This window comes from Leifsonella bigeumensis (assembly GCF_039537265.1).
Lineage (GTDB): Bacteria > Actinomycetota > Actinomycetes > Actinomycetales > Microbacteriaceae > Terrimesophilobacter > Terrimesophilobacter bigeumensis.
The window spans coordinates 24070-47452 of the sequence record NZ_BAABAE010000004.1 but is presented as its reverse complement, the minus strand read 5'-3'; the positions used below and the strand labels follow the sequence as shown (position 1 = coordinate 47452).

Here is a 23383-nt window from a genome sequence, read left to right as displayed (position 1 = left end):
CCGGTCAGTTGCTGACGAGGGTACCGATGCGATCGCCCCGGATCGCCTTGGTGATGTTGCCGCCCGGCTCCATGCCGAAGACGACCATGGGCATCCCGTTGTCCATGCACAGGCTGAACGCCGTCGAGTCGACGACCTTGAGACCCTGCACGAGGGCCTCCTGGTAGGTGACCTTGTCGAGCTTGGAGGCCTTCGCATTCTTGCGGGGGTCTCCGTCGTAGACGCCGTCGACCCCGTTCTTCGCGACGAGCACGACATCCGCACCGATCTCGAGCGCACGCTGGGCTGCGACGGTATCGGTCGAGAAGTACGGGAGACCGGCCCCGGCCCCGAAGATGACGACGCGGCCCTTCTCGAGGTGGCGCTCGGCACGGCGCGGGATGTATGGCTCGGCGACCTGGGTCATCGCGATCGCCGACTGCACGCGCGTTGCGGCGCCGGCCTGCTCGAGAAAGTCCTGCAGGGCGAGAGCGTTCATGACCGTGCCGAGCATGCCCATGTAGTCGGCACGACCGCGGTCCATACCGCGCTGGGAGAGCTCTGCACCGCGGAAGAAGTTGCCACCGCCGACGACGATCGCGATCTCGGCATCGGATGCCGCCGCGGCGATCTCCTTCGCCAGGCCGCTCACCACATCCGGGTTGACGCCGAGCGCGCCGCCGCCGAACGATTCGCCTGAGAGCTTGAGGAGCACCCGTCGTCTGCCGGAGTCGGTCATGGTCTCTCCCCTGTCTGTCCTGTCCAGATTATTCGCTCTGAGCAGCGAAATGGGGTTCCGGATGCGAACATCCGAAACCCCATCAACACTATTCGCTAGGCTCCGACCTTGAAGCGGGCGAAACCGGTCACCGTGATGCCGGCATCCTTCAGGACCTGCCCGATCGTGAGCTTGTTGTCCTTCGCGTAATCCTGGTCGAGCAGGGCGACCTGCTTGAAGAACGCACCGATGCGGCCCTCGACGATCTTCGGAAGTGCCGCCTCCGGCTTGCCCTCGTTGCGGGAGATCTCGGTGACGATCTCGCGCTCCTTCTCGACGATGTCGGCCGGGACCTCCTCGCGCGTGAGGTACTGCGGGTCGGCGAAGGCGATGTGCTGGGCAACACTGCGCGCGGTGTCCGCATCGCTTCCGGTGTAGCCGACGACGACACCCACCTGGGGCGGGAGATCCTTGCTCGTGCGGTGCAGGTAGATCGAGAACGCGTCGGCATCGACCGAGACGACACGGCGGAGCTCGACCTTCTCGCCGAGAACCGCGGAATCCTCCTCGATGAGCTGGGCGACGGTCTTGTCACCCGACGCTCCCCCTGAGCCTGCCGAAGGGGCCGCGAGCGCCTCCTCCACGGAGCCGGCGCGCGCAGCGGATGCCGCGGTGAGCACCGCCTCGGCGAGGTTCACGAACTTGTCGCTCTTGGCCACGAAGTCGGTCTCGCAGGCGAGCTCGATCATCGTGGCGGTACCACCGTTCTCGACGGCGGCGACGAGGCCTTCGCTCGTGGAGCGGTCGGCACGCTTCGCGTTGTTCTTCGCACCCTTGAGGCGAAGGATCTCGACGGCCTTCTCGAGGTCGCCATCCGCCTCGACGAGAGCGTTCTTGCTGTCCATCATTCCGGTGCCGAGGCGGTCACGGAGCGCCTTGACGTCTGCGGCAGTGAAGTTTGCCATTCTCGGTTCCTTACTGGTTCTACGTTTACTTGGACGCGTCGGCGGAGTCGGCCTTCGCGGCCGGCTTCTTCGTCGCGGGCTTGGCCGTGGCGTCGGGTGCGTCGGCCTTCGCAGCGTCGGCCTTCGCGGCCGGCTTCTTCGCGGCCGGAGCCTTGGCGGCGGGCTTCTCGGTCGTCTTGTCGGCCGTCTTCTCGGCGGCCTTCTCCTCGGTCTTGGCGGCGGCAGGCTTGCTCGCCGCCTTCTTCTCGGCGGGGGCCTCCTCGGCGACGGCCGGGGTCTCGACAGGCTCGACCGGAGACGTTGCGGGCTCGACGGGGGGCGTTGCGGACTCGGTCGGAGACGTTGCGGACTCGACCGGAGTTTCGACAGGCGCAGCAGCATCGGCATCCGGAGCCGGCGTGCCGGCCTGGAGAAGCTCGGCCTCCCACTCGGCCATCGGCTCGGCGGCCTCGCCATCGCCCTCCGGCTTCTGGTGGCGCTGGATGAGACCCTCAGCCGCCGCATCCGCGACGATGCGCGTCAGCAGGGCGACCGAGCGGATCGCGTCGTCGTTGCCCGGAATCGGGTACTGGACCTCGTCCGGGTCGCAGTTGGTGTCGAGGATGCCGATGATCGGGATACCGAGCTTGCGCGCCTCGTCGATCGCGAGGTGCTCCTTCTTGGTGTCGACGACCCAGAGCGCCGACGGCGTCTTGGTGAGGTTGCGGATGCCGCCGAGGCTCTTGTGAAGCTTGTCGAGCTCGCGCTTCTTGATGAGGAGCTCCTTCTTGGTGAAGCCCTTCGTCGTGTCGTCGAAGTCGATCTCCTCGAGCTCCTTCATGCGCGCGAGGCGCTTGGAGACCGTCTGGAAGTTGGTGAGCAGTCCGCCGAGCCAGCGCTGGTTGACGAACGGCTGGCCGACGCGCTGCGCCTGCTCCGCGATCGAGCCCTGCGCCTGCTTCTTGGTGCCCACGAAGAGGATCGTGCCGCCGTGGGCGACCGTCTCGCGCACGTAGTCGTAGGTCTTGTCGATGTAGGCGAGCGACTGCTGCAGGTCGATGATGTGGCTGCCACTGCGCTCGGTGAGGATGAACCGCTTCATCTTCGGGTTCCAGCGGCGGGTCTGGTGTCCGAAGTGGACGCCGCTGTCGAGCAGCTGGCGGATGGTGACAACGGCCATGGCCGTCTCCTTTTCTGGCGCGCGGCATCCGGAGAACCCGGGCCGTGCACCGCTTCAGTTTTCTTCCGCACCGGTCGGCGCGGAACCTGGTGCCCGACACGGCTCCGCCCGGCTCTCGCCGGGACTGAATGGAGATGGTGTGCGTTCGCAGACGTTGGTGTGCAAATGCTGCGGGCACGCGTAGTCATCCTGCTGGGCAGGATGCGGAGTCAATGATAGCACCCGGGCGCGGGGCCGGCGGTCCCACGCCTCCCCTCCTCCACAACACGAGCCGCCGGCGCTTGTCCACGGATGCCGCGACCATCGCGGCCGAGGCCGTCATCGCTGCGGCATCCTGTACTCCATGTCGCTCCCGTCGCACCCCAGGCCACTCAGGCTGGCCTCCATCCCGGTGCTCGTCGCTCTCACCTTTCTGATCGGCACCGCGACCGCGACGGGAGCGACACTCTCCGACGCGGCAGGCTCGTCGGACACCCTGACAGCGATCGCCTCCGGGTCGACAACCTGGGTCTGGCCACTCGACCCGCCGCATACGGTCGCCCGCCCGTTCATCGCACCCGCCACGCCCTACGCCTCAGGACACCGGGGAATCGACCTCCACGGGGCGGTCGGGTCCGCCGTCTATGCGCCGGCCGACGGCGTCGTCCACTTCTCCGGGGTCGTGGTCGACCGTCCGGTCATCTCGATCCGGCATCCGGGCGGTCTGGTGTCGAGTTTCGAACCGGTGACCTCAGAACTTGTCGCGGGCACGGTGGTGCACCGCGGCGACACTATCGGTGCCCTGCAGTCCGGCGACTGCGGGGCACCGTGCCTGCACTTCGGGGTTCGACTTCACGGCGAATACGTCTCGCCGCTTCGCTACCTCGTCGGGATACCCCGATCGGTGCTGCTGCCGACGCGCCCGCTGAGTCAGCCGGCACCGGGTCAGCGGGCTCCCCTGGCCAGCGCGCTCGGCCACCAGACCTTCCGACCGAGGTCGTAACCGAGAGCCGGGACCAGAAGGGATCGAACGATGAAGGTGTCCACGAGAACACCGAACGCCACGATGAAGGAGATCTGCACGAGGAACAGGATGGGCAGAACCCCGAGGGCCGCGAACGTCGCCGCGAGAACGAGTCCTGCCGACGTGATGACCCCTCCGGTGGAGGCGAGGCCCCGCAGTACCCCCTCACGCGTGCCGTGCTTCAGGGACTCCTCGCGCACCCGGGTCATGAGGAAGATGTTGTAGTCGATTCCGAGCGCCACGAGGAACACGAAGCCGAACATCGGCACCGACGGGTCGGCCCCCGGGAAGCCGAAGATTCCGTTGAAGACGAGCGCGGACACCCCGAGGGCGGCGGCGAACGAGACCACGACGCTCAGGATCAGGAGCAACGGGGCGAGCACGGCACGCAGCAACAGCATGAGGATGAGCGTGATCACGAGGAGCACGAGCGGGATGATGAGGTTCCGGTCATGGATCGCCGCGTCGTTCGTGTCGAGGGCGACGGCCGTCACCCCGCCGACCAGCACCTCGCCGTCGACGGTGGCCAACTGGGCCCTCAGCTCGCGCACGGTGGCCTCCGCCTCGGCGGAGTCTCCCGGGGCATCCAGGGTCGCCTGCAGCATGACGCGCCCATCGACGACCGTCGGCGCAACCCGCAGGTCGGAGACGGAGTCGCGGGTCACGGGGACGGTGCCGGAGGGCGACTCGTGCGCGATCGCAGTGAGCGAGGCGACGCCGTCCTGGGCGAGAATGACGTCGGCCATGGCGGCGAGAGAGCCCTCCGGACCGAGGACGACGGCGGGGGTGCCCGAACCGCCCGGGAAATGCTCGCCCAGTACGGTCTGGCCGTCGCGCGCCTCGGAGTGCCCGAGAACGAATTCGCTCTGCGACACCCCGTCGGCCTTCAACTGCAGCATGCCGACGGCGGCGACGAGCAGCACGAGGGTCGTGCCGATCCAGATCGCCCTCGGTCGGCGCGCGATGACCGTGCCGAGCCTCGGCCAGGTGCCCCTCGCCCCCGGGCCGGTGAGCACCGGGTGCGCAGAACCGGACCTTGGCCTGACCGGCCAGAACGCGACTCTGCCCGCGAACAGCAGGACCGCAGGAAGGAAGGTCAGGGCGGCCAGGAGCGCGAAACCGATCCCGATGGCCGCGACCGGCCCCATCCCCTTGTTCGAGTTCAGGTCGCTGAAGAGCAGCATGAGGAGGCCGGCGATGACCGTCGCCCCTGAGGCGAGGATCGGCTCCCAGGATGTCGTGAGGGCCTTCCAGGTCGCCGACCACCGGCGCTCGTGGTCGCGCAGTGCCTCGCGGTACCGCGCGACGTAGAGCAGCGAGTAGTCCGTCGCGGCCCCGATGACCAGAATGAAGAGAATGCCCTGGGTCTGACCGGTCAAGGTCACGACCCCCGCAGTCGCGAGGGCGACGACGACGAGCACCGCCCCGGTGAGCGCGACGAGGCTCGTACCGAGCACGATGATGGGCAGCAACGGGGACCGGTACACGACGACGAGGATGATGAAGACGGCGGCGAACGCGACGAGCAGCAGCAGCCCGTCGATCCCGCTGAAGGCCCCGGCGATGTCCGCGGAGAGCCCGGCCGGGCCGGTCACGTACACCGCGAGCCCTTCGCTCACATGATCCGCGAGGTAGGCGCGCACCTCGTCGACCGTGTCGCTCACCTTGATCGTGCTGTCGATGGGGACGAACACCTCCGCCGCCGCACCATCCTCCGAGGGGATCATGGGCGAGACGTCGTCGGTCGAGACGCCCGGGACATCCCGGAGCGCCGCGATCTGGTCGGCGATGAACGACCGATCGGCATCCGTCAATCCGCCGTCGCGTTCGTAGACGATGACGGCGGGGATGAGGTCACCGTCGCGGAACTCGGCCTGGAGCTCCTGAACCGTCGTCGCCTCCGCGCTCGAGGGCAGGAACTGGGCCTGGGCGTTGCTCGCGACCGCGCTGACCTTGGCGAACGATGAGCCCCCGGCCGCGAACACCACCAGCCAGGCGATGGCCAGTACGACGGGGACCAGGATGCGAAGCCAGCGGGGAACGCGCGAGTTCTCCGCGCGCGCGACGGGGGTCGAAGGTGTGCTCATGACGCCAACGCTACGTTTCACACCCTGCCGTCGAATCGTCCGAAAGTTTGAATCGACCCGCCCCGGCCCGGAGGGCGACCGTCCCGGGGCGGGGAGCACCGCCGAAGCTAGGCTGATCTGCGTGACCGAGAGCGATGCGACCCACGGGGGCGACCGCCCTTCCGCGGCGCCATCCTTGACGCCGATGTTCCTTGCGATGCGGATCGCCCTGCACACGCTCGTCGTGCTGCTCACGATCTTCGTGGCCGTCCGCAGCGCCATCGCGCCACCGGTGCACGCGAGCTGGGTCATCGCCCTCTCGATCGTGCTGCTCACGACCTACGTCGGCGGCGCCTTCCTCGCCCGTACGGGTGTCGGGCGCGGGGTCCAACTGCTGTGGCTCGCGCTCGTCACCCTCGAGGGGCTCACCCTTGCCGTGTTGACACCGGATGCCGCCTTCCTGGTCTTTCCGCTCTTCTTCCTGCAGTTGCACCTGCTCGCCCCGCGGTGGGCCATCGCGGCGGTTGCCGCATCGACGATCGTCACGGTCCTCGCGCTGTCCCTGCACATCGGCTGGAGCATCAGCGGGATGCTCGGCCCGACGATCGGCGCCGCCGTCGCGGTCGTCATCGGCCTCGGATACCGTGCCCTGTACCGGCAGAACGAGGAACGGCAGGCGCTCATCGACGAGCTCCTCACCACACGAGTGGCCCTCGCCGTGCGGGAACGAGAGACCGGCGTGCTCGAGGAGCGCTCGAGGCTGGCGCGGGAGATCCACGACACGGTCGCCCAGGGCCTGTCGAGCATCCAGTTGCTGCTCCACGCTGCGGAGCGCGACGGTGTTGCGGATGGGGCGCTCGACCATGTGCGCCTGGCGAGGGCGACGGCCGCGGAGGGCCTCGCCGAGACGCGTCGATTCATCCGCGAACTCGCGCCGCCTGCACTCGACGGCCAGTCCCTTCCGGATGCCCTCTCCCGGCTCGCCGAGTCCGCCTCCCGCGACGGCCTCACCGCGACGCTGCACCTCAGCGGGGAGCCGACGGCCTTGACGATGAGCCTCGAGACGACGCTCCTGCGCATCGCGCAGGCGTCGCTCGCCAACGTCGCGCAGCATGCGCAGGCGACCCGCGCGGAACTCACCCTCACGATGCTCGACGACTGGGTGGGACTCGACATCGTGGACGACGGGCGCGGGTTCGACCCGCGCGCGGTCGTCGAGCGCGGCTCGTTCGGACTCCGGGCGCTGCGCGAACGTGTAGAGGCGCAGGGCGGCACGCTCACGATCGAGTCCGGCCCCGACCGAGGGACCGCCATCGCGGTGTCCTTCCCCATCGCCGAAGCGTCATGATCCGCATCCTGATCGCCGACGACCACCCGGTGGTGCGGGCCGGTCTGCGCGCCCTGTTCGACGCCGAGGAGGACCTCGACGTCGTCGCAGAGGCGGCGAGCGGCGTGGAGGCCGTCGCACACTGCGAGCGGGGGGAGGTCGACCTCGTGCTCATGGACCTCCAATTCGGCGTCGGACCGTCGGGCGCCGACGCCACCCGGATGATTCGCGGGCTCGATGACCCGCCGCGCGTTCTCATCCTCACCAACTACGACACCGACGCGGACATCCTCGGCGCGGTGGAGGCCGGCGCGAGCGGTTACCTGCTGAAGGACACCCCGCCGGATGAGTTGATCGCCGCGGTACGTGCGGCGGCGGGAGGGGCGAGCGCCCTGGCGCCGTCGGTCGCCGGGCGTCTCGAGTCGCGCCGCCGCTCCCCCACCCCCGGATTGAGTCCGCGGGAGATCGAGGTTCTCGGCATGGTCGCTGCCGGCCGATCCAACCGGGAGATCGGCCGGGAACTGTTCCTCAGCGAGGCGACGGTGAAGTCGCACCTCGCGCACATCTTTACGAAACTCGGTGTGAACTCCCGCACCCGCGCCGTGGTCGCGGCCCGCGAGATCGGCGCCATCCGCCCCTAGCACTCCAGCATCGACCGCGTCGAGGTCGCCCGATTCAAACTTTCGGACGATTCGCGCGGCCGTGCACACCGCAAGGCTGAGAGCATGACAAAACTCTTCTTCGCAACCCTCGGCTACCTCGTTCTCGGGCTGGCATCCGGACTCTTCTACCGCGAGTTCACGAAACTGAACGGCTACACGACCGCGGACGGGTTCACGCAGCTCTCCGTCGTCCACACCCACGTGCTCACGCTCGGGGTCATCGTGCTCCTCGTCGTGCTCGTGCTGGAGAAGGTCTTCTCACTCTCGAAGGAGAGGGCGTTCAGCTGGTTCTTCTGGATCTACAACCTCGGTCTCGTCGTCACGGCATCCGCCATGACGGTCAACGGTGTTCTGCAGGTTCTCGGGCTCGAGTGGAGCAAGGCGCTCGCCGGGGTCTCCGGGAGTGGGCACATTCTGCTCTCGGCGGGGCTTCTGCTGCTCTTCCTCGCACTCGGCCGGCGTATCCGCGCGGCTGCCTCGGCCACCGCCGCCGAGGCTTCCCCTGTCGCGTGAACGAAAACGACGGGAATCCGGTCGCGGATGGCCACACAGCACCCGATGTGGTCGGAAACCGACGGATCTCCGTCGTTTTCGTTCACGCGCGGGGGTGGGCGGTGCGGTAGCTCTCCTTGAGCCGCTCCATGGACACATGAGTGTAGATCTGGGTCGTGCCGAGACTCGCATGCCCGAGCAGCTCCTGCACGGCACGCAGGTCGGCGCCCCCGTCGAGCAGGTGCGTCGCAGAAGTGTGCCGGAGGGCGTGCGGGCCGGATGGGCCAGAGCCGGGGATGTCGGCGAGCAGGCTCGCGACGAGCTGGTAAACCGTGCGGGAGTTCACCCGCTTGCCTCGCGCCCCGAGGAAGATCGCCGTCATCGGCTCGCCCAGTAACCGGGGCCGCCCGAGGTCGAGGTAGGCCGCTATCGCATCCTTCGCCGGGACCCCGAAAGGGACGACCCGCTCCCTCGACCCCTTACCGGTCACCCGGACGGTGAGGCGCCCGAGGTCGACCTGGTCGAGGTCGAGGCCCACGAGCTCGCTCACCCGCAGTGCCGAGGCGTACAGCAATTCGATGATCGCGAGGTCGCGTTGCGCGATCGCATCGCCGGATGCCGCGTGCGCCGCGAGCGAGTGGAGGATGCCATCGATCTGCCCTCGCGTGAGCACCCGGGGAAGGTGCTGGTCCGCTTTGGGCGCGCGGAGGCGGGCGGCGGCATCCGTCATGGTCAGGCCGGTTCGCGTCGACCACGCGGTGAGGCTGCGGACGGCCGCCGTGCGGCGGGCGAGGGTCGACTTCGCGAGGCCGGAGTTCGATGCCTCCCAGAGCCAGTCGCGCAGGAGGTCCAGGTCGATCGCCTCGATGGTGGTCACACCGCGGTCGACGGCGAATCCCGTCAGCGCGGTGAGGTCGGACCGGTAGGAGCGCGCAGTGCTCTCACTGAACCCGCGCAGGGTCGTGAGCTGGCCGACGAAGTCGTCGATGGCGTGTGCGAGATCCACCTGACCATGGTCCCTCACACCGCCCATCGTCGAGGGGATGCGCGCCGCGACCGGTGTGTCCGACAGCCCGGGGTATCCGGCAGGCTCAGGTTGAGCTCGTCGCCTCGCGCGCATTGAACGGGGACTTCTTGTTGGAGAACAGTTCGAGGCGCTCCTGCGGCGTCATGGCCTCGATCTGGGCCCAGTTGTCGGAGGAGAACCCGGTGATCTCGACGGTCTCGCCGACGGGGACGATCGAGTGCACGATGCGGTCGTCGTAGACGTGCACGAGGTTGAAGGCCTGACCGAAGTCGACGCCCGAGAGGAGCCGGTCCTTGGCCGTCAGGTTGAGGGTGTAGCAGGTCGCCGCCGCAACCGACACCGGGATGCCGGCGAAGGTGCTGTGCGTCGAGTAGTGGAGGTGCCCCGCGAGGATTCCACGGACATCCGTGCCCCGGATGACGTCGGCGAGCCGGCCCTGGTCCTGCAGCTCGAGCATGCCCATGGCTTCGAGGAGCGGTGTGGGGATGGGCGGGTGGTGCACCGCGAGGAGGGTGCCGTGCGGCGCCGGCGTGGCGAGCACGTCGGCGAGCCAGGCCAGTTGCGCGTCGGTCACCTCGCCGTGGTGGTAGCCGGGAACCGTGGTGTCGAAGGAGATGATCCTCAAGCCACCGATGTCGTAGACGTGGTCCTGGGGTTCTTCGGTACCGTCGAGGTCGAAGAGCTGCCTGGAGTACTGGAGTCGTTCGTCGTGGTTGCCCATGACCCAGACGATCGTTGCGCAGAGGCGCTCGGCGACCGGTTCGACGAGCGCGCGGAGTCGCGTGTAGGCATCCGGTTCGCCGAGGTCGGCGAGGTCGCCGGTGAAGACGATCGCCTCAGGCCTGGCACCGGACGCCTCGAGCTGGGCGAGCGCCTGGGCGAGGTGCTCGTCGGTCTGGACGCTCCCGTAGAGCGGTCGACCACCGCCGAGGAAGTGCGTGTCGCTGATGTGCGCGATGACGTGGTTCGCGGCCGGATACTGTCCGAGTTGGATCACGCGTCAAGCCTAGAGGTCGCCGTATTCGGCGGGCGCCAGTTCCTCGGTCGAGCGGGACGAGAGCGCGGCGAGGTCCTCGGCGATGAGGCGCCGCATCCGTTGCTCACGGTGCTTCAGATAGTCGGCGTCGACGGGGATGTTCTCGAGGTCGAGGTTGTGTTCGATGTTGGAGGCGACTTCGCGCCAGGCGTCGCGCCTGGCCGTGCTGACGAGCTCGATCAGGAATGCCTCGTCGGCGCTCTGCTCCCTGAGCCTTCGCGCCACCTCGCGCGAGACGTCGCGCCGATGCTCCATGTTCGGGAGGTCGTCGTGCGTGTAACCGTGGGCGTCGCGTGCGGAGGCCGGATTATCACTGAACTTCTCGATGAGCCGGTCGAGGTTGTCGGCATCCGTGTCGGATTCCCTGGCCAGTGACTGCAGGATGTCGCGGGCGATTCCCTGGCCGCGGGCGAGCTCCCACGGTTCGTGGCCCGCGAGCACGCGGATGAGGAACCGGTTCTTGACCGCCATCCGACTCGCGTATTCGGTGAGGAGCAGCCCCTCTTCGACGGCTTCGGCCACGGTGAGGAACTTCGGTCTGGGCAGTGTCGACTCATCGAACGGGACGTGCGCGCGACCCCACTCGCGAGGTCGATCGCGGTTCCAGAACCACATTCGTGCCAGCGCTGCCTTCCGAACGACCTGCTGCGGGTCGCCAGTCCCAGATTAGCTGGCGGTTGCCCCTGATGCGGAGGACGGTTTCGCCTTGACCCACCCGGATGCGCGCTCCGTGGCGGTGCCTTCGAGCTGCATGGCGCCCAGCGCCGACTGCACGGTGGCGATGGAGAGCCCTGCCCTCGCGGCGATGTCGTCGACGAGGCGCGCCGACCTCGTGCTCAGCGCGTCCATGATCCTCAACTGCTCCGCACTGAGGCCCGGTAGTTCGCTCGACCCGGTTGAAGCATCCGGTGGCTCGACGGCGGTGTCGAGGGGCGCGAGCTCGGCCATCTCGTCCGCGTCGGTCACGCAGACGGCGTCGAAGTCGCGGATGAGCCGGTGGCATCCGGCCGATGCTGCGCTCGTGACCGGCCCTGGGACTGCCCCGAGCGGACGGCCGAGGGCAGCGGCGTGGCCTGCGGTGTTGAGCGAGCCGGACCTCCAGCCCGCCTCGAGAACGACCGTCGCACGACTCGCGGCGGCGATGAGCCGGTTGCGCTGCAGGAATCGCCATTTGGTGGGGGCCGAGCCGCAGGGCAGTTCGGAGATGACCGCGCCCTCCTCGACGATGCGGGTGAGGAGCGCCTCGTGCCCGCTCGGGTAGAACCGGTCGACACCACCGGCCAGCACGGCGATGGTCTGCCCCGAACTGGCCAGTGCCGCGCGGTGCGCCATGCCGTCGATCCCGTAGGCCGCACCGGAGATGATCGTGTAGCCGCGGTCGACGAGCCCCGCGGATGCCTCCATCGCCACGTGTTCTCCGTATCCGGTGGCCGCCCGCGCGCCGACGAGGGCGATGGAGGCGCCGACCGAGGACAGCGTCGACTCGTTGCCGCGCAGCCACAGGGCGAGGGGAGCATGCGGGCCGAGGTCGAAGAATCCGGCCGGCCACGCCGGGTCTCCGGGGATGAGCAGTCGCACCGCGTAACGAGCGGCCTGCTTGAGGGAGAGCAGCGCCGTGCGGGACTGCAGCCGAGGCGTCCACCGCTCGATGGCCTTCTCGACTTCCTCGGCGACGAGGTCTCCGGCGAGCTCTCCTTCGGCATCGCTCTCGGCGGCGCGCTGCAGGATCTCCTCGGCGCTTGCCCGCGCCACGACGGCATCGAGGGCCGCGACCGCTCCGAGCGCAGCGATGAGCACGCCGGCGACCCGGTCGCCCGGCTCGACGATGCCGGTCCAGGCTGCGCGTGCGAAGCGTTCCCGGAGCGCGTCGCCCTGGAGCCCCTCCCCCGCGACCGCCCGCACGAGAGGGGCGACCTCCGCCTCCTTCAATCCGAGAATGCTCATGACGAGATCGCCTTCCTGAGGTAGAGCGCACGACCGATATGGTCGGCGGTGGGTGGTGGAGCGGCGCCTGAATCCGCGGCGTCTGAATCCGCACAGTCAAGATCGGAAAGTGTCCACGCGAGGCGCAGAACCCGGTCATAGCCGCGCATCGTGATGCCTCCGCGTTCGAGCGCCCGATCGATGCTCGCCGTCACGACGGCGCTCAGACGCGCCTGTGGCCCGCGAAGCCAGGACCCCGGCACTTGCGAGTTGAGCCGCCACGGGGTTGCGGAGAGACGTTCGGCCGCCACCGCCCGCGCGGCGACGACACGTTCACGCGATCGGGCCGTCGTGGTCCGCGGCGTCTCATTCCCGAGCTTCAGCTGGGCACTCGTGATCCGCTGCACGCGAAGCTGGATGTCGATGCGGTCCAGGAGCGGACCGGAGAGTCTCCCGAGGTACCGGCGCCTCGCGCTCGGCGGGCACGTGCACTCCGAATCCCGTGCCCCGTACTGCCCGCACGGACAGGGGTTGGCCGCGAGGATGAGCTGGAAGCGCCCAGGATAGTGCGCGATCGCGTTCGCCCGATGGATGCTGATGACCCCCGACTCGAGCGGCTGGCGAAGCGCGTCCAGTACCGAGGAATTGAACTCCGGCGCCTCGTCGAGGAACAGCACGCCCCCGCTGGCCCGCGCAGCCGCCCCGGGCCGGATCTGCTTGCTGCCTCCACCGATGAGAGCCGCAGCCGTCGCCGTGTGGTGCGGCGCCTCGAAGGGTGGCCGCACGACGAGGGAACGCCCGACCGCGAGCCCGGACAGCGACCGGATCGAACTCACCTCGAGCGCCGTGGCCGGGTCGAGATCCGGAAGCAGCCCTGGCAGGCGGGCCGCGAGCATGGTCTTGCCGGAGCCGGGCGGCCCGAGCAGGAAGGCATGATGACCACCGGCGGCTGCGACGACCATCGCCTCGATGGCGTCCTCATTGCCGATGATGTCGGCGAGGTCGAGCCGGTCGTCCTCTGCAGCCCCGCCCTCGGGGAGCATAATCGGGTCGACCGGGATCGGATCGAACTCAGCACCGTGCCAGATCGCCGCGTCGCGCAGCGAGGCGACCGGCATGACCCGGATGCCCGGCACAAGCGCGGCCTCCTCCGCGTTGCCGGTCGGAACCATGACCGTGGCGAACCCCGCGGATGCCGCAGCCGAGACCGCGGGCAGGATGCCGGTGATCGGCCGCAGGCGCCCGTCGAGACCGAGTTCCCCGAGGTGCACGACCCGGTCGATCGACTCCGGCTGCACGATCCCCGCGGCGGCGAGAGTTGCGAGCGCGATCCCCAGGTCGAAGCCGGAGCCCTGCTTGGGCAGCGCCGCGGGCGACAGGTTCACGGTGAGGCGGCGGCTCGGCAACTCGCATCCGGAGTTCGCGGCCGCGGCGAGAACGCGGTCACGCGCCTCGCCGAGGGCGGCATCCGGTAGCCCGATGATCACGAACTTCGGCAACTGGGACGAGTAGTCCGCCTCGATCTCGACGATCGCGCCCTGCAGCCCGAGCAGGGCCACGGCGTGCGTGCGCCCGACGGTCATCAGTGCACCCGCTTCAGGTGTTCGATGCGCGGCGGCTGGCCCGCCGGCAGGATGACCGCGATCGCGTCGATGCGGATGACGCCCCGCCGGTACGGGTGCGCCTCGCACCACACGCCCGCGAGACGCTTCAGCCGGGCCAGCTTCTGCGCGGTGATCGCCTCGAACGGATGCCCGTACGCGGTGCTCGAGCGCGACTTGACCTCGACGAAGACGGTGTCGTTCCCATCGCGTGCGACGAGGTCGATCTCCCCCCTCGCGCAACGCCAGTTGCGGTCGATGACCATGTAACCGGCGCGCACGAGGAACTGCGCCGCGAGTTCCTCGCCGCGCCTGCCCAGTTCATCTTTTGCTGCCACGGGTCGAGGATGGCGCAGGGCGACGGCCCCCTCAGGTCACGAGGCGCCATTCAGTGGACTACCCCGTCCAACCCTCGCTGTGGAGGAGTGGTGGACACGGCCGAGCGCCCCAGCCATGATGTCGTTTGTGCCTCAGGACGGCGAACGTTCGGCCTCACGAGGCACAAACGACGTCATGGCTGCGGGTGGGGCCACCGCCCGGCCAGAGGTCAGGAGATGTACACCTTGCGCAGGGTCTCGGTGACCGTCCACACGGTGCGTTGTCCCTCGTGCAGCCGTCCCACCGACCCTGGGCCCAGCTCGACGGCGGTTCCGTCCTCGAAGGCCACCGTCGCGGCGCCGAACAGCACGACGAAGACCTCGTCGGCTTCTACATCCGTCGATACGCCGATCGTGTGCTCCCAGACGCCGTATTCGTGCTCGCCGAACTCGCCAAGCGGAGCCGAACCGGTCATGGGCGACCCGGCGACGACTTGCTCGGGCGGTATCGGCTCGTGCTCGAGGTCGAGTGCAGCAGCGGCGGCGAAGTCGGGGTCTCGACGGGCTCGACCGGAGAAAGGGAAGGCCTGGCCGGAGAAAGGGAAGGCCTGGCCGGAGAAAGAGGAGGCCTGACCGGAGGAAGACGGGGCGAGGCCAGAGACAGAGGGATCCCGACCGGAGAGGTCGTCGCTCACGAGTCGAAACCGAGGCCGACGGCATCCAGCGTGCGCAGCACGAGGTTGCGCTTGCCGCGGTTGTGGTCGGCGCGATTCATCGCCCAGCGCGACACCTCGACGCCCATCCAGGCGATCGGGTCCGGCGGGAAGGGAATGGGCATCGAGCGCACCATCTTGAGCGACGTGCGCTCGGTCTCGAGCCCAGCCAACTGGTCGAGCATGACGTTCGCGGCGAAACGGGTGCCGGCGACTCCGAGCCCGGTGAAGCCCGCGGCGTGGGCGACGCGGCCGCCGCGGGCGTGCCCGAAGAACGCGGTGAAGCGGCTGCAGGTGTCGATCACCCCTGCCCAGCGGTGCGTGAACCTGATGCTCTCCAGTTGCGGGAAGGTCGTGAAGAAGTGGCTCGCGAGCAGGCGGTGCGACGCTGCGCGGTCCTCGTACTCCGGCTTGATCCTCCCGCCGAAGTGGTAGATCGCGTCGTATCCGCCGAACAGGATGCGGTTGTCCTTCGTGAGCCGGTAGTAGTGGAATTGGTTCGCGAGGTCGGAGAGGCCCTGCCGGTTCTTCCAGCCGATCGATGCGAGCTGCGCGGCGCTCAGCGGCTCGGTCATGAGCACGTAGTCGTAGACCGGAACGGTGTGCCAGCGGTAGCGCTTGAGGAGCGAAGGGAACGCGTTCGTCGCGAGCGCGACCCGCTTCGCCCGGATGTCCCCGGCCGCGAGCTTGACGACGACCGGCCCCGTACGTTCGCTGTCGAGCGTCAGAACCGGTGAGTTCTCGAACAGGTCGACCCCGGCATTCGCACAGGCCCGAGCGAGCTCATGGGCGAGCTTGCCCGGATGCACCATCGCCGTATCGCGCTTCGACCACAGCCCTGCGAGGTAGGTGGGCGAGGTGATCTCGGCCTGCATCTGCTTCTCGTCGAAGTACTGCGTGTGGCCGGCGCCGCCATTGGTATCGAACGCGTCGGCCTCGAGCTCGGCGACCTGGTACGGCTCCACCGCCACGGCGACCGAGCCGGTGCGCTCGAAGTCGCAGTCGAGGCCGAGCTCCCACACGGTCTGCTCGATCTCATCGAGGTTCTGCATACCCAGCCGGTCGAGCGCCTCGAGCTCCTCCGGGAAGCGTCGCTCGCCGTTCTTCTCCCCGTGGGTGAGGGTGGCCTCGCAGAAGCCGCCGTTGCGACCGGATGCCGCCCATCCAATCGTGCGCGCCTCCAGCAGGGCGACGCGAGTCGAGGCATCCCGCTGCTTGGCCTGAAGCGCTGTCCAGAGCCCCAGGAACCCGCCCCCGACCACGACGAGGTCGTAGTTGGCGACGTCGTTGTAGCGGGGCCAAGTGGCGGCGGCGGCATCGTCGAGCCAGAAGGTCGCGAGTCGCGACTCGGCGAGGGACTCCGTGACGATCCGCTCGTCCGGAACAGTGCGTTCGAAGGCGGTGGGTTCCACGGAGACTTCCTTGTCTGTGTGCCGAGCATCGACATCCCGGCTCCGGAGAATGCCGGGGCGGCGCTACTCGTCGAGTGCGAGCTCCTTGGGCAGTTCGAGCTCCTTCGCGCTCAACTCCTCCACATTGACATCCTTGAAGGTGAGCACCCGCACCGATTTCACGAACCGGTCCGACCGGTAGACATCCCACACCCAGACGTCGTTCATGGTGAGTTCGAAGTAGAAATCGTGCTCGGTGTCCTGCCGCACGAGTTCGACCTCATTGGCCAGGTAGAACCGCCGCTCCGTCTCCACGACGTAGCGGAACTGCGAGACGACGTCCCGGTACTCCCGGAACAGCGCCAGCTCGACCTCGCGGTCGTAGTCTTCGAAATCTTCCTCGTCCATTGCCTGTCAATCCTAGGCGCTCCCGCTGGTGAGCGCAGGGGCCTTCAACCAGCTCAGACGGTGCAGTCGGCTCGGCCCGAGCCGGTCGATCGCCGCGAAGTGCCCGGCCGACCCGTAGCCCTTGTTCCCGCTCCACTCGTAGCCGGGCAGTTGGGCGTCGGCCGCGATCATGAGCCGGTCGCGATGCACCTTAGCGATGACGGATGCGGCGGCCACCGACCCGCAGTCCCGGTCCGCCTTGACGCGGGTGCGCACCGTGAGCGGGGTCTCGAGCGCCGGGTTCAGCCAGTCCTGGTGCCCGTCGAGCAGCAGAACGCTGTCGAGGATGGCGAGCCCCGCCGCGTGCAGTTCGGCGAGGGCGCGTTTGCCGGCGAGCCCCAGGCACGCGGTGATCCCCAGGCGGTCCACCTCCTCCGCGCTCGCGAGCCCCACGGCGGAGTGGGTCGCCCACGCCGATGCGAGCGGCGCGATGGCCTCCCGGCGGCGCTCGCTCAGCATCTTGGAGTCGCGAAGCCCTTCCGGCATCCGCCGTTCGACGTCGCGGATCGCGCCCACGTCGATGGCGCACAGGCCGACAGCGACCGGGCCGGCGATGGCGCCACGACCGACCTCATCGCATCCGATCACATAGCGGGCGCCGGATGCGAGCAACTCGTTCTCGACCTCGAGGGTCGGGTCGGCGACCGCCACCTACGGGCTCTTGTCGTCCACGCCCGCGAAGACCGTCGGGTAGTTGTCGAGCCAACTCCAGTGGTCGATCGGCCAGCTCACGACGAAAGCACGGCCAACGACGTTCTCGATCGGCACGAAGCCCTTGCCGGGCTGGTCGGTGTTGTAGCGGGAATCCTTCGAGTCGTAACGGTTGTCGCCCATGACCCAGAGGGAATCCTTCGGAACCGTGACCGAGAAATCGGTTCCGGACGCCTTGGTGACCCCCGGGCCGAGCTTGAGGTACGGCTCATCGAGCGGGACGCCGTTGACCGACATCTGGCCGAAGGTGTTGCAGCACTCGACCGTGTCGCCCGGCAGCCCGATGACGCGCTTGATGAGGTGGTCGTTGCTGTCGGGGGCGCTCAGGCCGACGACCGAGAGCACCCAGTCGACGCTCGTGACGAACCAGTTCTGCGGCGGTTCGTAGCGCGGGTCGAGCCACCCGCCCGGGTCCCGGAACACGACGACGTCGCCGTGCTCGATCGGGATGACGTTGGGGACGAGTTCGTTGACGATGATGCGGTCGTCGATCTGCAGGGTGTCCTTCATCGACCCGGAGGGGATGTAGAACGACCGGATGAGGAAGGCCTTGATACCGACCGAGATGACGATCGCGGCGAGGAAGATGATGACGATGTCGCGGATGAAGAGCTTTACGCCGCGAGTACGGCGGCGCTTGTCCGATTCGGCGCGTTCGTGCCGCGTCGGCTGTTCTTCTGTCGTCATCTGGCCCCTGAGTTCCCGACAAGTCTAGGGTCTGGCAAAGTCCTGCCGGGCCAATGGCCTACTGCGCGTCGCGCTTTTCCTTGATCTTCGCCTTCTTGCCGCGAAGGTTGCGCAGGTAGTAGAGCTTGGCGCGGCGCACGTCGCCCCGCGTGACGATCTCGATGTGGTCGATGACCGGGGAGTGCACGGGGAAGGTGCGCTCGACGCCGACCTGGAAGCTGACCTTGCGAACCGTGAAGGTCTCGCGAACGCCTTCGCCCGATCGGCCGATGACGACGCCCTGGAAGACCTGGATGCGCGAACGCGTGCCTTCGACGATGTTGACGTGGACCTTGACGTTGTCTCCGGCGCGGAAGTCCGGGATGTCGTTGCGAAGCGATGCTGCGTCAACGGAGTCGAGGATGTGCATGATGGTTCGCTCTCTGCAATCGCCACAGGTCGACGGCGTGCTGGGTCTGGCTTGAAAGAAGGAATGTGCCGAGTGACTGCTGACCCCCCTGTGGCAGGGTCGTGCGCGGGCACAGTGGACTATTCTGTCACACCCGCGTCACCCCCGCCAACCGGAGAACCGGCGTCGGCTCGCGTCGGCTATCTCGAAGTCACCTGGACGGCGTCGTAGCCGGCGAAGGCGAGCGTCACGCGGTGCCGCGTCTCGACGAACAACTGCCAGACCGCGCTCCAGAAGCCGAGGAGCGTCGCGACGACCGCGAGCACCGCGACGAGCGGATTCGAGTAGAGACCGGCGATCACGACGACCGCATACCAGCAGGCCAGGATGCCGACGTCGAGCCAGGACACCATCCGGGCACGGCGCACCGATCGGCGTGCCATCGTGAGCCCCATGATGACGATGAGCGCGAGGGAGAGTGCTGGCGCGGCGAACAGGAGCACCACGAACTCCCAGCCGGGACCGTCGATCGTGATGCCACGTCCGATGAGCAGCCAGAGCGGCAGCACGGGGATCGCCCAGTACTGCGCGTAGTAGAACGCTCTCCTCAGCCACATGCACCCAGACTACGCGCGGCTTGGTGAAGAATGGCTGGATGATCGAGTTGAGAACGCCGGCCGAGATCGATGCGATGCGGGCTGCGGGAGGTTTCGTGGCGGGGGTGCTCACGGAGCTGGCTGCGGCATCCGATGTGGGGGTCAACCTTCTCGAGCTCGACGCGCTCGCCCACCGCCTCATCCGCGAACGCGGAGCGGAGAGCTGCTACATCGACTATCACCCCACCTTCGGCGCCATGCCCTTCGGCAAGGTGCTCTGCACCTCGGTCAACGACGCCGCGCTGCACGGTCTGCCGTTCGACTATCGGCTTCGCGACGGGGACCTGGTGAGCCTCGACTTCGCGGCATCCGTCGACGGCTGGGTGGCCGACTCGGCGCTCTCGCTCGTGGTCGGCACACCGCGATCCGAGGATCTCGCCCTCATCGACACGGCCGAGCGCGCACTCGCCGCGGGGATCGCCGCGGCGCAGGCGGGCAACCGGATGGGCGACGTGTCCGCGGCGATCGGCGCCGTCGCCCGCGCCGCCGGTCTCGGGGTCAACACCGACTTCGGCGGTCACGGGGTCGGGCGCACTATGCACGGCGAGCCGCACGTACCCAACGACGGACGGGCGGGGCGCGGTTTCCCGCTCAAGCCGGGGCTCGTGTTCGCGATCGAGCCGTGGTTCATGCACGGCACCGACCGCATCTTCACCGACCCGGATGGCTGGACCCTGCGCAGCCTCGACGGTTCACGGGCGGCTCACGTCGAGCACACGGTCGCGATCACGGCAGACGGTCCGGTGGTGCTCACCGCGCGCTCCTGATCCGACCCCGTTGTGCGCGGGTGTTTTCGCCGCGCGCGGGTGAAATATCGCGGGCGGTGGAGGAAAAGACCCGCGCAACGCGCGAAGGATCAGTCCAGCAGGTCGGGGCGGATGCGCCTGGTCCGCTCAAGCTGCTGCTCGCGGCGCCACGCGGCGATCGCGCCGTGGTTGCCGCTCAGGAGCACCGGCGGCACCTCGAGACCGCGCCACTCGGCCGGTTTCGTGTAGCTCGGGTACTCGAGGAGGCCGTCGCTGTGCGACTCCTCGAGGAGACTCTGCGGGTTGCCGATCACCCCGGGAATGAGCCGGCCGATCGCCTCGATCATCGCCATGGCCGCGACCTCGCCGCCGTTCAGGACGTAGTCGCCCATGCTCATACAGCGCACCCTGGCGCGCGTCGCCGTGTAGTCGACGACCCGCTCGTCGATGCCCTCGTAGCGACCGCATCCGAAGATCAGGTGTGGTTCGGTGGAGAGCTCCTGGGCCGTTGCCTGCGTGAAGGGTTCGCCGGCGGGAGAAGGGAAGATGACGACAGACTCGGGGACGAGGATGCTGTCGAGGGCCTCACCCCAGGGCTCGGGCTTCATGACCATGCCCGCGCCGCCGCCGTAGGGGGTGTCGTCGACCGTGCGGTGACGGTCGTGCGTGAAGTCGCGAAGGTCGTGGATGCCGAGCCCGATGAGCCCGCTCTCCCTCGCCTTGCCGAGCAGCGAGACGTCGAGCACGGAGAAGAACTCCGGGAAGATCGTCACGATGTCGATGCGCACGGCACCCAGCTTAGATTGTGGGTTCGACGTCCTCGTCGTCCTCGTCGGGGAGCGGCTCGAAGAGGCCGGCGGGCGGTGTGACCGTGATGGTGCCCTCCGCAATGTCGACGGCGGGGACGATCGCCTTGACGAACGGAACCATGACGTCCCCGGCATCCGTCTCGACGTGCAGGAGGTCCTGGGCGGGGAGGTGGTCGAGTCTTGTCACGGTGCCGACCTTCACGCCGTCCCGCATGACGGCGAGGCCGACGAGCTGGTGGTCGTACCAGGCGTCCTCTTCCGGGGTCTCCGCCGGGTCGTGCTCGATGAGCAGGATCGCCTTGATGAGGCTCTCGGCCGTGGTGCGGTCGTTGACATCCTTGAAGAAGGCAACCGGATGCGAGTTGAACCACTTGAGCTCGGCCAGCTCGATCGTCTTCCCCGACCAGACAGAGCTCTCCGGAACCTGCAGGGTGAACACGGCGCCCGGAACGAAACGCCGCTCCGGGTCGTCCGTGTACAGCTCGATCTTGATCGCTCCCTTGAGGCCGTGCGCCTTGGTGAGTCGACCCACCCGCAGCCGGGTGCTCTCCGGACGGGCCTCGCTAGAAATCGGTGTCCACCACGTCCACGCGCACCTTGCGGCCATCGGCGAGCGCCGACACGAGGGTGCGCAGCGCCTTGGCGGTGCGACCGGCCCTGCCGATGACGCGACCGAGGTCCTCGGGGTGCACGCGCACCTCGAGAACTTCACCGCGCGGCGAGTTCTTCGCGAGGACCTGCACCTCGTCCGGGTGATCGACGATCCCCTTGACGAGGTGCTCGAGGGCTGCAGCGAGCACTGCTACGCCTTGCCGGCGTCGTCGGCCGCAGCGCCGTCGGCCCCGGCATCGTCAGCAGAAGCGTCGGCTGCAGCCTCGGTCGCGGGCTCATCGGAAGCCGCGGCGGGTGCGTCCTCGGCGGGCTTCTCGGCGGCGGGAGCCGACTCTTCTGCGGGAGCCTCAGCAGGAGCTTCGGCAGCAGCCTCGGCGGGCGCGGACTCCTCGGCGGGCGCGGCGTCCTCGGCCTTGTCGGCCTTGGACGGGGCCTTCTCCGCCTTGTCCTCGGCGACCTTCTCGGTCTTCGGGCGCAGAACCGGCTTCTTCTTCTCGTCGGCCTGGAACTCGACCTTGGCCTCGGCGGTGCGCACGGTGCTCGTGGCACCCTTCTCACCCTTGAAGGTGCCCCAGTCGCCCGTGAGCTTCAGGAGCGCCATGACCTGCTCGGTCGGCTGCGCGCCGACGCTCAGCCAGTACTGGGCACGATCGGACTTGATCTCGATGACCGAGGGCTCCTCGGTGGGGTGGTACTTGCCGATCTCCTCGATGACGCGGCCGTCGCGCTTGGTGCGCGAGTCGGCGACAACGATGCGGTAATAAGGAGCGCGGATCTTGCCCAGACGCTTCAAACGAATCTTTACAGCCACAATTCTCCGTAGATTTCTTGTATGAGGGCGAACTGCCGACCGTGGGCGTGGGGGCACACGCGGCGAAAGCTCTGATGGATTCCACGGCAACCGATAGAGGGTCGGGTTGGCCGGGACTCGACTGTCTATTGTGACAGATTTTGGGGCGCGGCGGGAACCGAGGGCGCAGAGGCAGGCCCGGCGGATGCGGCGACCACGACATCCGGCACCCTGCGGCGCGAGACCGCGACACCCACGAGGCAGATGACACCGCCGATGATCGCGAGAAGCGTGGGAATCTCGCCGAACGCAAGCCAGCCCATCAGCACGACGATGGCGGGAACGACGTAGGTGGTCACGCCCAGTTGCCCGGCCGGAAGCCTCGAGAGCGCGTAGCCCCAGGTGGTGAAGGCGAGGGAGGTTGGGATGGCCCCGAGGTAGAGGATCCCAAGAATGGCGCTGGGCGGCGCGGCCTGGAGCTGGGCCAGGAGGCTGCCGGCGAAGGGGAGGCAGACGACGACGCCGATCGCGCAGCCCAGCCAGGTCACCTGGGTCGCCGGAATCCGGCGCATGATGCGCTTCTGGCAGAGCACCCCGATCGTGTACGTGACGGCGGCGGTGAGCGCCCACAGGATGCCGACGCCGCCGGTGTCTGCTTCCGCACCGCTGCTCAGACCGGCCGCACCCGTGCCGACCCCGATGAGCACGACCCCGCCGAAGGCGATACCAGCGCCGATCGCGAGCCACTTCGGCACCCCTTCGCCGAGGAAGACCCCGGCGCCGAGGGCGATGAGAATCGGGCCGATGTTGACGATCATCGAGGTCGTCCCGGCGTCGAGCGTGTGCTCGGCGATGTTGAGGGTCACGTTGTAGGCGCCGAACCAGGCCACGCCGAACAGGAGAATCAGCAGCCACTCCCGCCCCGTCGGGCGAACCCACGGCCGCCGGATGAGCAGGAGGGACAGGAGCGCCGTGCCGACGAGCAGGCGACCGAGCGCGAGCTCACCACCACCGATGTACGGCCCGACCCCCCGGATCACGACGAAGGCGCTCGCCCACGCGATGACGGTCACGACGATGGCGACGACGACCATGGGCGTCATGGCGGTGGTGCGGGAGGGTGCGTTCACCCCCTCACGCTACGCGGAACCGACGACA

26 protein-coding genes and 1 pseudogene are annotated in these 23383 nt (G+C 68.4%); 5 read left to right on the top strand and 22 right to left on the bottom strand.

Annotation, left to right across the window (positions count from 1 at the left end):
* Positions 1-4: 4 nt before the first annotated feature.
* The 3 genes and pseudogenes from pyrH to rpsB all read right to left on the bottom strand — a co-directional run.
* Complete coding sequence (gene pyrH, locus ABD678_RS12625; protein WP_344757306.1) at positions 5-718, bottom strand: UMP kinase; 714 nt, start codon at positions 716-718, stop codon at positions 5-7.
* A gap of 95 nt (positions 719-813) precedes the next feature.
* The gene (tsf, locus tag ABD678_RS12620) at positions 814-1662 is read right to left on the bottom strand and encodes a translation elongation factor Ts (protein WP_344757304.1); all 849 of its coding nucleotides are present in this window, start codon (positions 1660-1662) and stop codon (positions 814-816) included.
* A 315-nt stretch (positions 1663-1977) separates the two neighbouring features.
* Positions 1978-2821, bottom strand: a pseudogene (gene rpsB, locus ABD678_RS12615) (30S ribosomal protein S2); the annotation flags it as partial.
* 343 nt (positions 2822-3164) lie between these two features.
* On the opposite strand from rpsB, the gene ABD678_RS12610 reads away from it, so the two are divergent.
* Complete coding sequence (locus tag ABD678_RS12610; RefSeq protein ID WP_344757302.1) at positions 3165-3803, top strand: M23 family metallopeptidase; 639 nt, start codon at positions 3165-3167, stop codon at positions 3801-3803.
* On the opposite strand, the gene ABD678_RS12605 is transcribed toward ABD678_RS12610, so the two are convergent.
* Positions 3746-5911: an MMPL family transporter gene (locus tag ABD678_RS12605; RefSeq protein ID WP_344757300.1), complete on the bottom strand. Its 2166-nt coding sequence runs from the start codon at positions 5909-5911 to the stop codon at positions 3746-3748. The two genes, ABD678_RS12610 and ABD678_RS12605, sit on opposite strands and share 58 nt — an antisense overlap.
* 121 nt (positions 5912-6032) lie before the next feature.
* Here ABD678_RS12605 and ABD678_RS12600 point away from each other — a divergent pair, with 121 nt between their 5' ends.
* The 3 genes from ABD678_RS12600 to ABD678_RS12590 all read left to right on the top strand — a co-directional run bounded on the left by ABD678_RS12600 (position 6033) and on the right by ABD678_RS12590 (position 8392).
* On the top strand, positions 6033-7238 hold the full coding sequence (locus ABD678_RS12600) for a sensor histidine kinase (protein ID WP_344757298.1): 1206 nt from the start codon (positions 6033-6035) through the stop codon (positions 7236-7238).
* Positions 7235-7858, top strand: a complete 624-nt coding sequence (locus ABD678_RS12595) for a response regulator transcription factor (RefSeq protein WP_344757296.1) — start codon at positions 7235-7237, stop codon at positions 7856-7858. Before ABD678_RS12600 ends, ABD678_RS12595 begins: the two co-directional genes overlap by 4 nt.
* Positions 7859-7942: 84 nt before the next feature.
* Positions 7943-8392: a DUF2871 family protein gene (locus ABD678_RS12590; RefSeq protein ID WP_344757294.1), complete on the top strand. Its 450-nt coding sequence runs from the start codon at positions 7943-7945 to the stop codon at positions 8390-8392.
* 82 nt (positions 8393-8474) lie between these two features.
* Here the strand turns inward: ABD678_RS12590 and ABD678_RS12585 are convergent, their stop codons facing one another.
* From ABD678_RS12585 to ABD678_RS12525, 13 genes are all read right to left on the bottom strand, one after another.
* The gene (locus ABD678_RS12585; RefSeq protein WP_344757292.1) at positions 8475-9377 is read right to left on the bottom strand and encodes a tyrosine recombinase XerC; all 903 of its coding nucleotides are present in this window, start codon (positions 9375-9377) and stop codon (positions 8475-8477) included.
* Between the two features lie 85 nt (positions 9378-9462).
* Positions 9463-10395 carry a phosphodiesterase gene (locus ABD678_RS12580; protein WP_344757290.1) on the bottom strand — a complete coding sequence of 311 codons (933 nt, stop codon included), beginning with the start codon at positions 10393-10395 and terminating at the stop codon, positions 9463-9465.
* Between the two features lie 9 nt (positions 10396-10404).
* Positions 10405-10956 carry a hypothetical protein gene (locus ABD678_RS12575; RefSeq protein WP_344757288.1) on the bottom strand — a complete coding sequence of 184 codons (552 nt, stop codon included), beginning with the start codon at positions 10954-10956 and terminating at the stop codon, positions 10405-10407.
* 144 nt (positions 10957-11100) lie between these two features.
* Positions 11101-12378, bottom strand: coding sequence for a DNA-processing protein DprA (dprA, locus tag ABD678_RS12570; protein ID WP_344757286.1), 1278 nt, complete (start codon positions 12376-12378; stop codon positions 11101-11103).
* Positions 12375-13940 (bottom strand): YifB family Mg chelatase-like AAA ATPase, encoded by a 1566-nt coding sequence (locus tag ABD678_RS12565; RefSeq protein WP_344757284.1) that lies wholly within the window; start codon positions 13938-13940, stop codon positions 12375-12377. The genes dprA and ABD678_RS12565 overlap by 4 nt, the downstream gene beginning before the upstream one ends.
* Positions 13940-14296, bottom strand: a complete 357-nt coding sequence (locus tag ABD678_RS12560; protein WP_344757282.1) for a YraN family protein — start codon at positions 14294-14296, stop codon at positions 13940-13942. Before ABD678_RS12560 ends, ABD678_RS12565 begins: the two co-directional genes overlap by 1 nt.
* A 209-nt stretch (positions 14297-14505) precedes the next feature.
* A complete protein-coding gene (locus tag ABD678_RS12555) occupies positions 14506-14970 on the bottom strand; it encodes a cupin domain-containing protein (RefSeq protein ID WP_344757280.1) in 465 nt (154 codons plus the stop codon).
* Positions 14967-16400 carry an NAD(P)/FAD-dependent oxidoreductase gene (locus tag ABD678_RS12550; protein WP_344757278.1) on the bottom strand — a complete coding sequence of 478 codons (1434 nt, stop codon included), beginning with the start codon at positions 16398-16400 and terminating at the stop codon, positions 14967-14969. The genes ABD678_RS12555 and ABD678_RS12550 overlap by 4 nt, the downstream gene beginning before the upstream one ends.
* A 63-nt stretch (positions 16401-16463) precedes the next feature.
* Complete coding sequence (locus ABD678_RS12545; RefSeq protein ID WP_344757276.1) at positions 16464-16787, bottom strand: DUF2469 family protein; 324 nt, start codon at positions 16785-16787, stop codon at positions 16464-16466.
* Positions 16788-16799: 12 nt separating this feature from the next.
* Positions 16800-17477 (bottom strand): ribonuclease HII, encoded by a 678-nt coding sequence (locus ABD678_RS12540; protein WP_344757274.1) that lies wholly within the window; start codon positions 17475-17477, stop codon positions 16800-16802.
* Positions 17478-18224: a signal peptidase I gene (lepB, locus tag ABD678_RS12535; protein ID WP_344757272.1), complete on the bottom strand. Its 747-nt coding sequence runs from the start codon at positions 18222-18224 to the stop codon at positions 17478-17480.
* Positions 18225-18282: 58 nt separating this feature from the next.
* Positions 18283-18633, bottom strand: coding sequence for a 50S ribosomal protein L19 (gene rplS, locus ABD678_RS12530; protein ID WP_344757270.1), 351 nt, complete (start codon positions 18631-18633; stop codon positions 18283-18285).
* Between the two features lie 179 nt (positions 18634-18812).
* The gene (locus tag ABD678_RS12525) at positions 18813-19229 is read right to left on the bottom strand and encodes an MFS transporter (protein WP_344757268.1); all 417 of its coding nucleotides are present in this window, start codon (positions 19227-19229) and stop codon (positions 18813-18815) included.
* A gap of 38 nt (positions 19230-19267) precedes the next feature.
* Between ABD678_RS12525 and map the strand changes: the two genes are divergently transcribed.
* Positions 19268-20035, top strand: a complete 768-nt coding sequence (gene map, locus ABD678_RS12520; RefSeq protein ID WP_344757266.1) for a type I methionyl aminopeptidase — start codon at positions 19268-19270, stop codon at positions 20033-20035.
* Between the two features lie 89 nt (positions 20036-20124).
* Here map and trmD read toward each other — a convergent pair whose 3' ends face one another.
* The 5 genes from trmD to ABD678_RS12495 all read right to left on the bottom strand — a co-directional run bounded on the left by trmD (position 20125) and on the right by ABD678_RS12495 (position 23355).
* Positions 20125-20802, bottom strand: coding sequence for a tRNA (guanosine(37)-N1)-methyltransferase TrmD (gene trmD / locus ABD678_RS12515; RefSeq protein ID WP_344757264.1), 678 nt, complete (start codon positions 20800-20802; stop codon positions 20125-20127).
* A 10-nt stretch (positions 20803-20812) separates the two neighbouring features.
* On the bottom strand, positions 20813-21430 hold the full coding sequence (gene rimM, locus ABD678_RS12510; protein ID WP_425561989.1) for a ribosome maturation factor RimM: 618 nt from the start codon (positions 21428-21430) through the stop codon (positions 20813-20815).
* Entirely contained in the window at positions 21387-21623 is a 237-nt protein-coding gene (locus tag ABD678_RS12505; RefSeq protein ID WP_344757260.1) for an RNA-binding protein, read from the bottom strand. Before ABD678_RS12505 ends, rimM begins: the two co-directional genes overlap by 44 nt.
* 2 nt (positions 21624-21625) lie before the next feature.
* Positions 21626-22246, bottom strand: a complete 621-nt coding sequence (rpsP, locus tag ABD678_RS12500) for a 30S ribosomal protein S16 (RefSeq protein WP_425561988.1) — start codon at positions 22244-22246, stop codon at positions 21626-21628.
* Positions 22247-22371: 125 nt separating this feature from the next.
* Positions 22372-23355, bottom strand: coding sequence for a DMT family transporter (locus ABD678_RS12495; protein ID WP_344757258.1), 984 nt, complete (start codon positions 23353-23355; stop codon positions 22372-22374).
* Between the last annotated feature and the right edge of the window lie 28 nt (positions 23356-23383).

What these genes read in the sequence shown, in the direction of transcription:
- pyrH (WP_344757306.1), bottom strand. Translation starts at nt 718, where the DNA reads ATGACCGACTCCGGCAGACGACGGGTGCTCCTCAAGCTCTCAGGCGAA.
- tsf (WP_344757304.1), bottom strand. Translation starts at nt 1,662, where the DNA reads ATGGCAAACTTCACTGCCGCAGACGTCAAGGCGCTCCGTGACCGCCTC.
- ABD678_RS12610 (WP_344757302.1), top strand. Translation starts at nt 3,165, where the DNA reads ATGTCGCTCCCGTCGCACCCCAGGCCACTCAGGCTGGCCTCCATCCCG.
- ABD678_RS12605 (WP_344757300.1), bottom strand. Translation starts at nt 5,911, where the DNA reads ATGAGCACACCTTCGACCCCCGTCGCGCGCGCGGAGAACTCGCGCGTT.
- ABD678_RS12595 (WP_344757296.1), top strand. Translation starts at nt 7,235, where the DNA reads ATGATCCGCATCCTGATCGCCGACGACCACCCGGTGGTGCGGGCCGGT.
- ABD678_RS12590 (WP_344757294.1), top strand. Translation starts at nt 7,943, where the DNA reads ATGACAAAACTCTTCTTCGCAACCCTCGGCTACCTCGTTCTCGGGCTG.
- dprA (WP_344757286.1), bottom strand. Translation starts at nt 12,378, where the DNA reads ATGAGCATTCTCGGATTGAAGGAGGCGGAGGTCGCCCCTCTCGTGCGG.
- ABD678_RS12565 (WP_344757284.1), bottom strand. Translation starts at nt 13,940, where the DNA reads ATGACCGTCGGGCGCACGCACGCCGTGGCCCTGCTCGGGCTGCAGGGC.
- ABD678_RS12545 (WP_344757276.1), bottom strand. Translation starts at nt 16,787, where the DNA reads ATGGACGAGGAAGATTTCGAAGACTACGACCGCGAGGTCGAGCTGGCG.
- lepB (WP_344757272.1), bottom strand. Translation starts at nt 18,224, where the DNA reads ATGACGACAGAAGAACAGCCGACGCGGCACGAACGCGCCGAATCGGAC.
- rplS (WP_344757270.1), bottom strand. Translation starts at nt 18,633, where the DNA reads ATGCACATCCTCGACTCCGTTGACGCAGCATCGCTTCGCAACGACATC.
- ABD678_RS12525 (WP_344757268.1), bottom strand. Translation starts at nt 19,229, where the DNA reads ATGTGGCTGAGGAGAGCGTTCTACTACGCGCAGTACTGGGCGATCCCC.
- map (WP_344757266.1), top strand. Translation starts at nt 19,268, where the DNA reads ATGATCGAGTTGAGAACGCCGGCCGAGATCGATGCGATGCGGGCTGCG.
- rimM (WP_425561989.1), bottom strand. Translation starts at nt 21,430, where the DNA reads ATGGCCGCAAGGTGCGCGTGGACGTGGTGGACACCGATTTCTAGCGAG.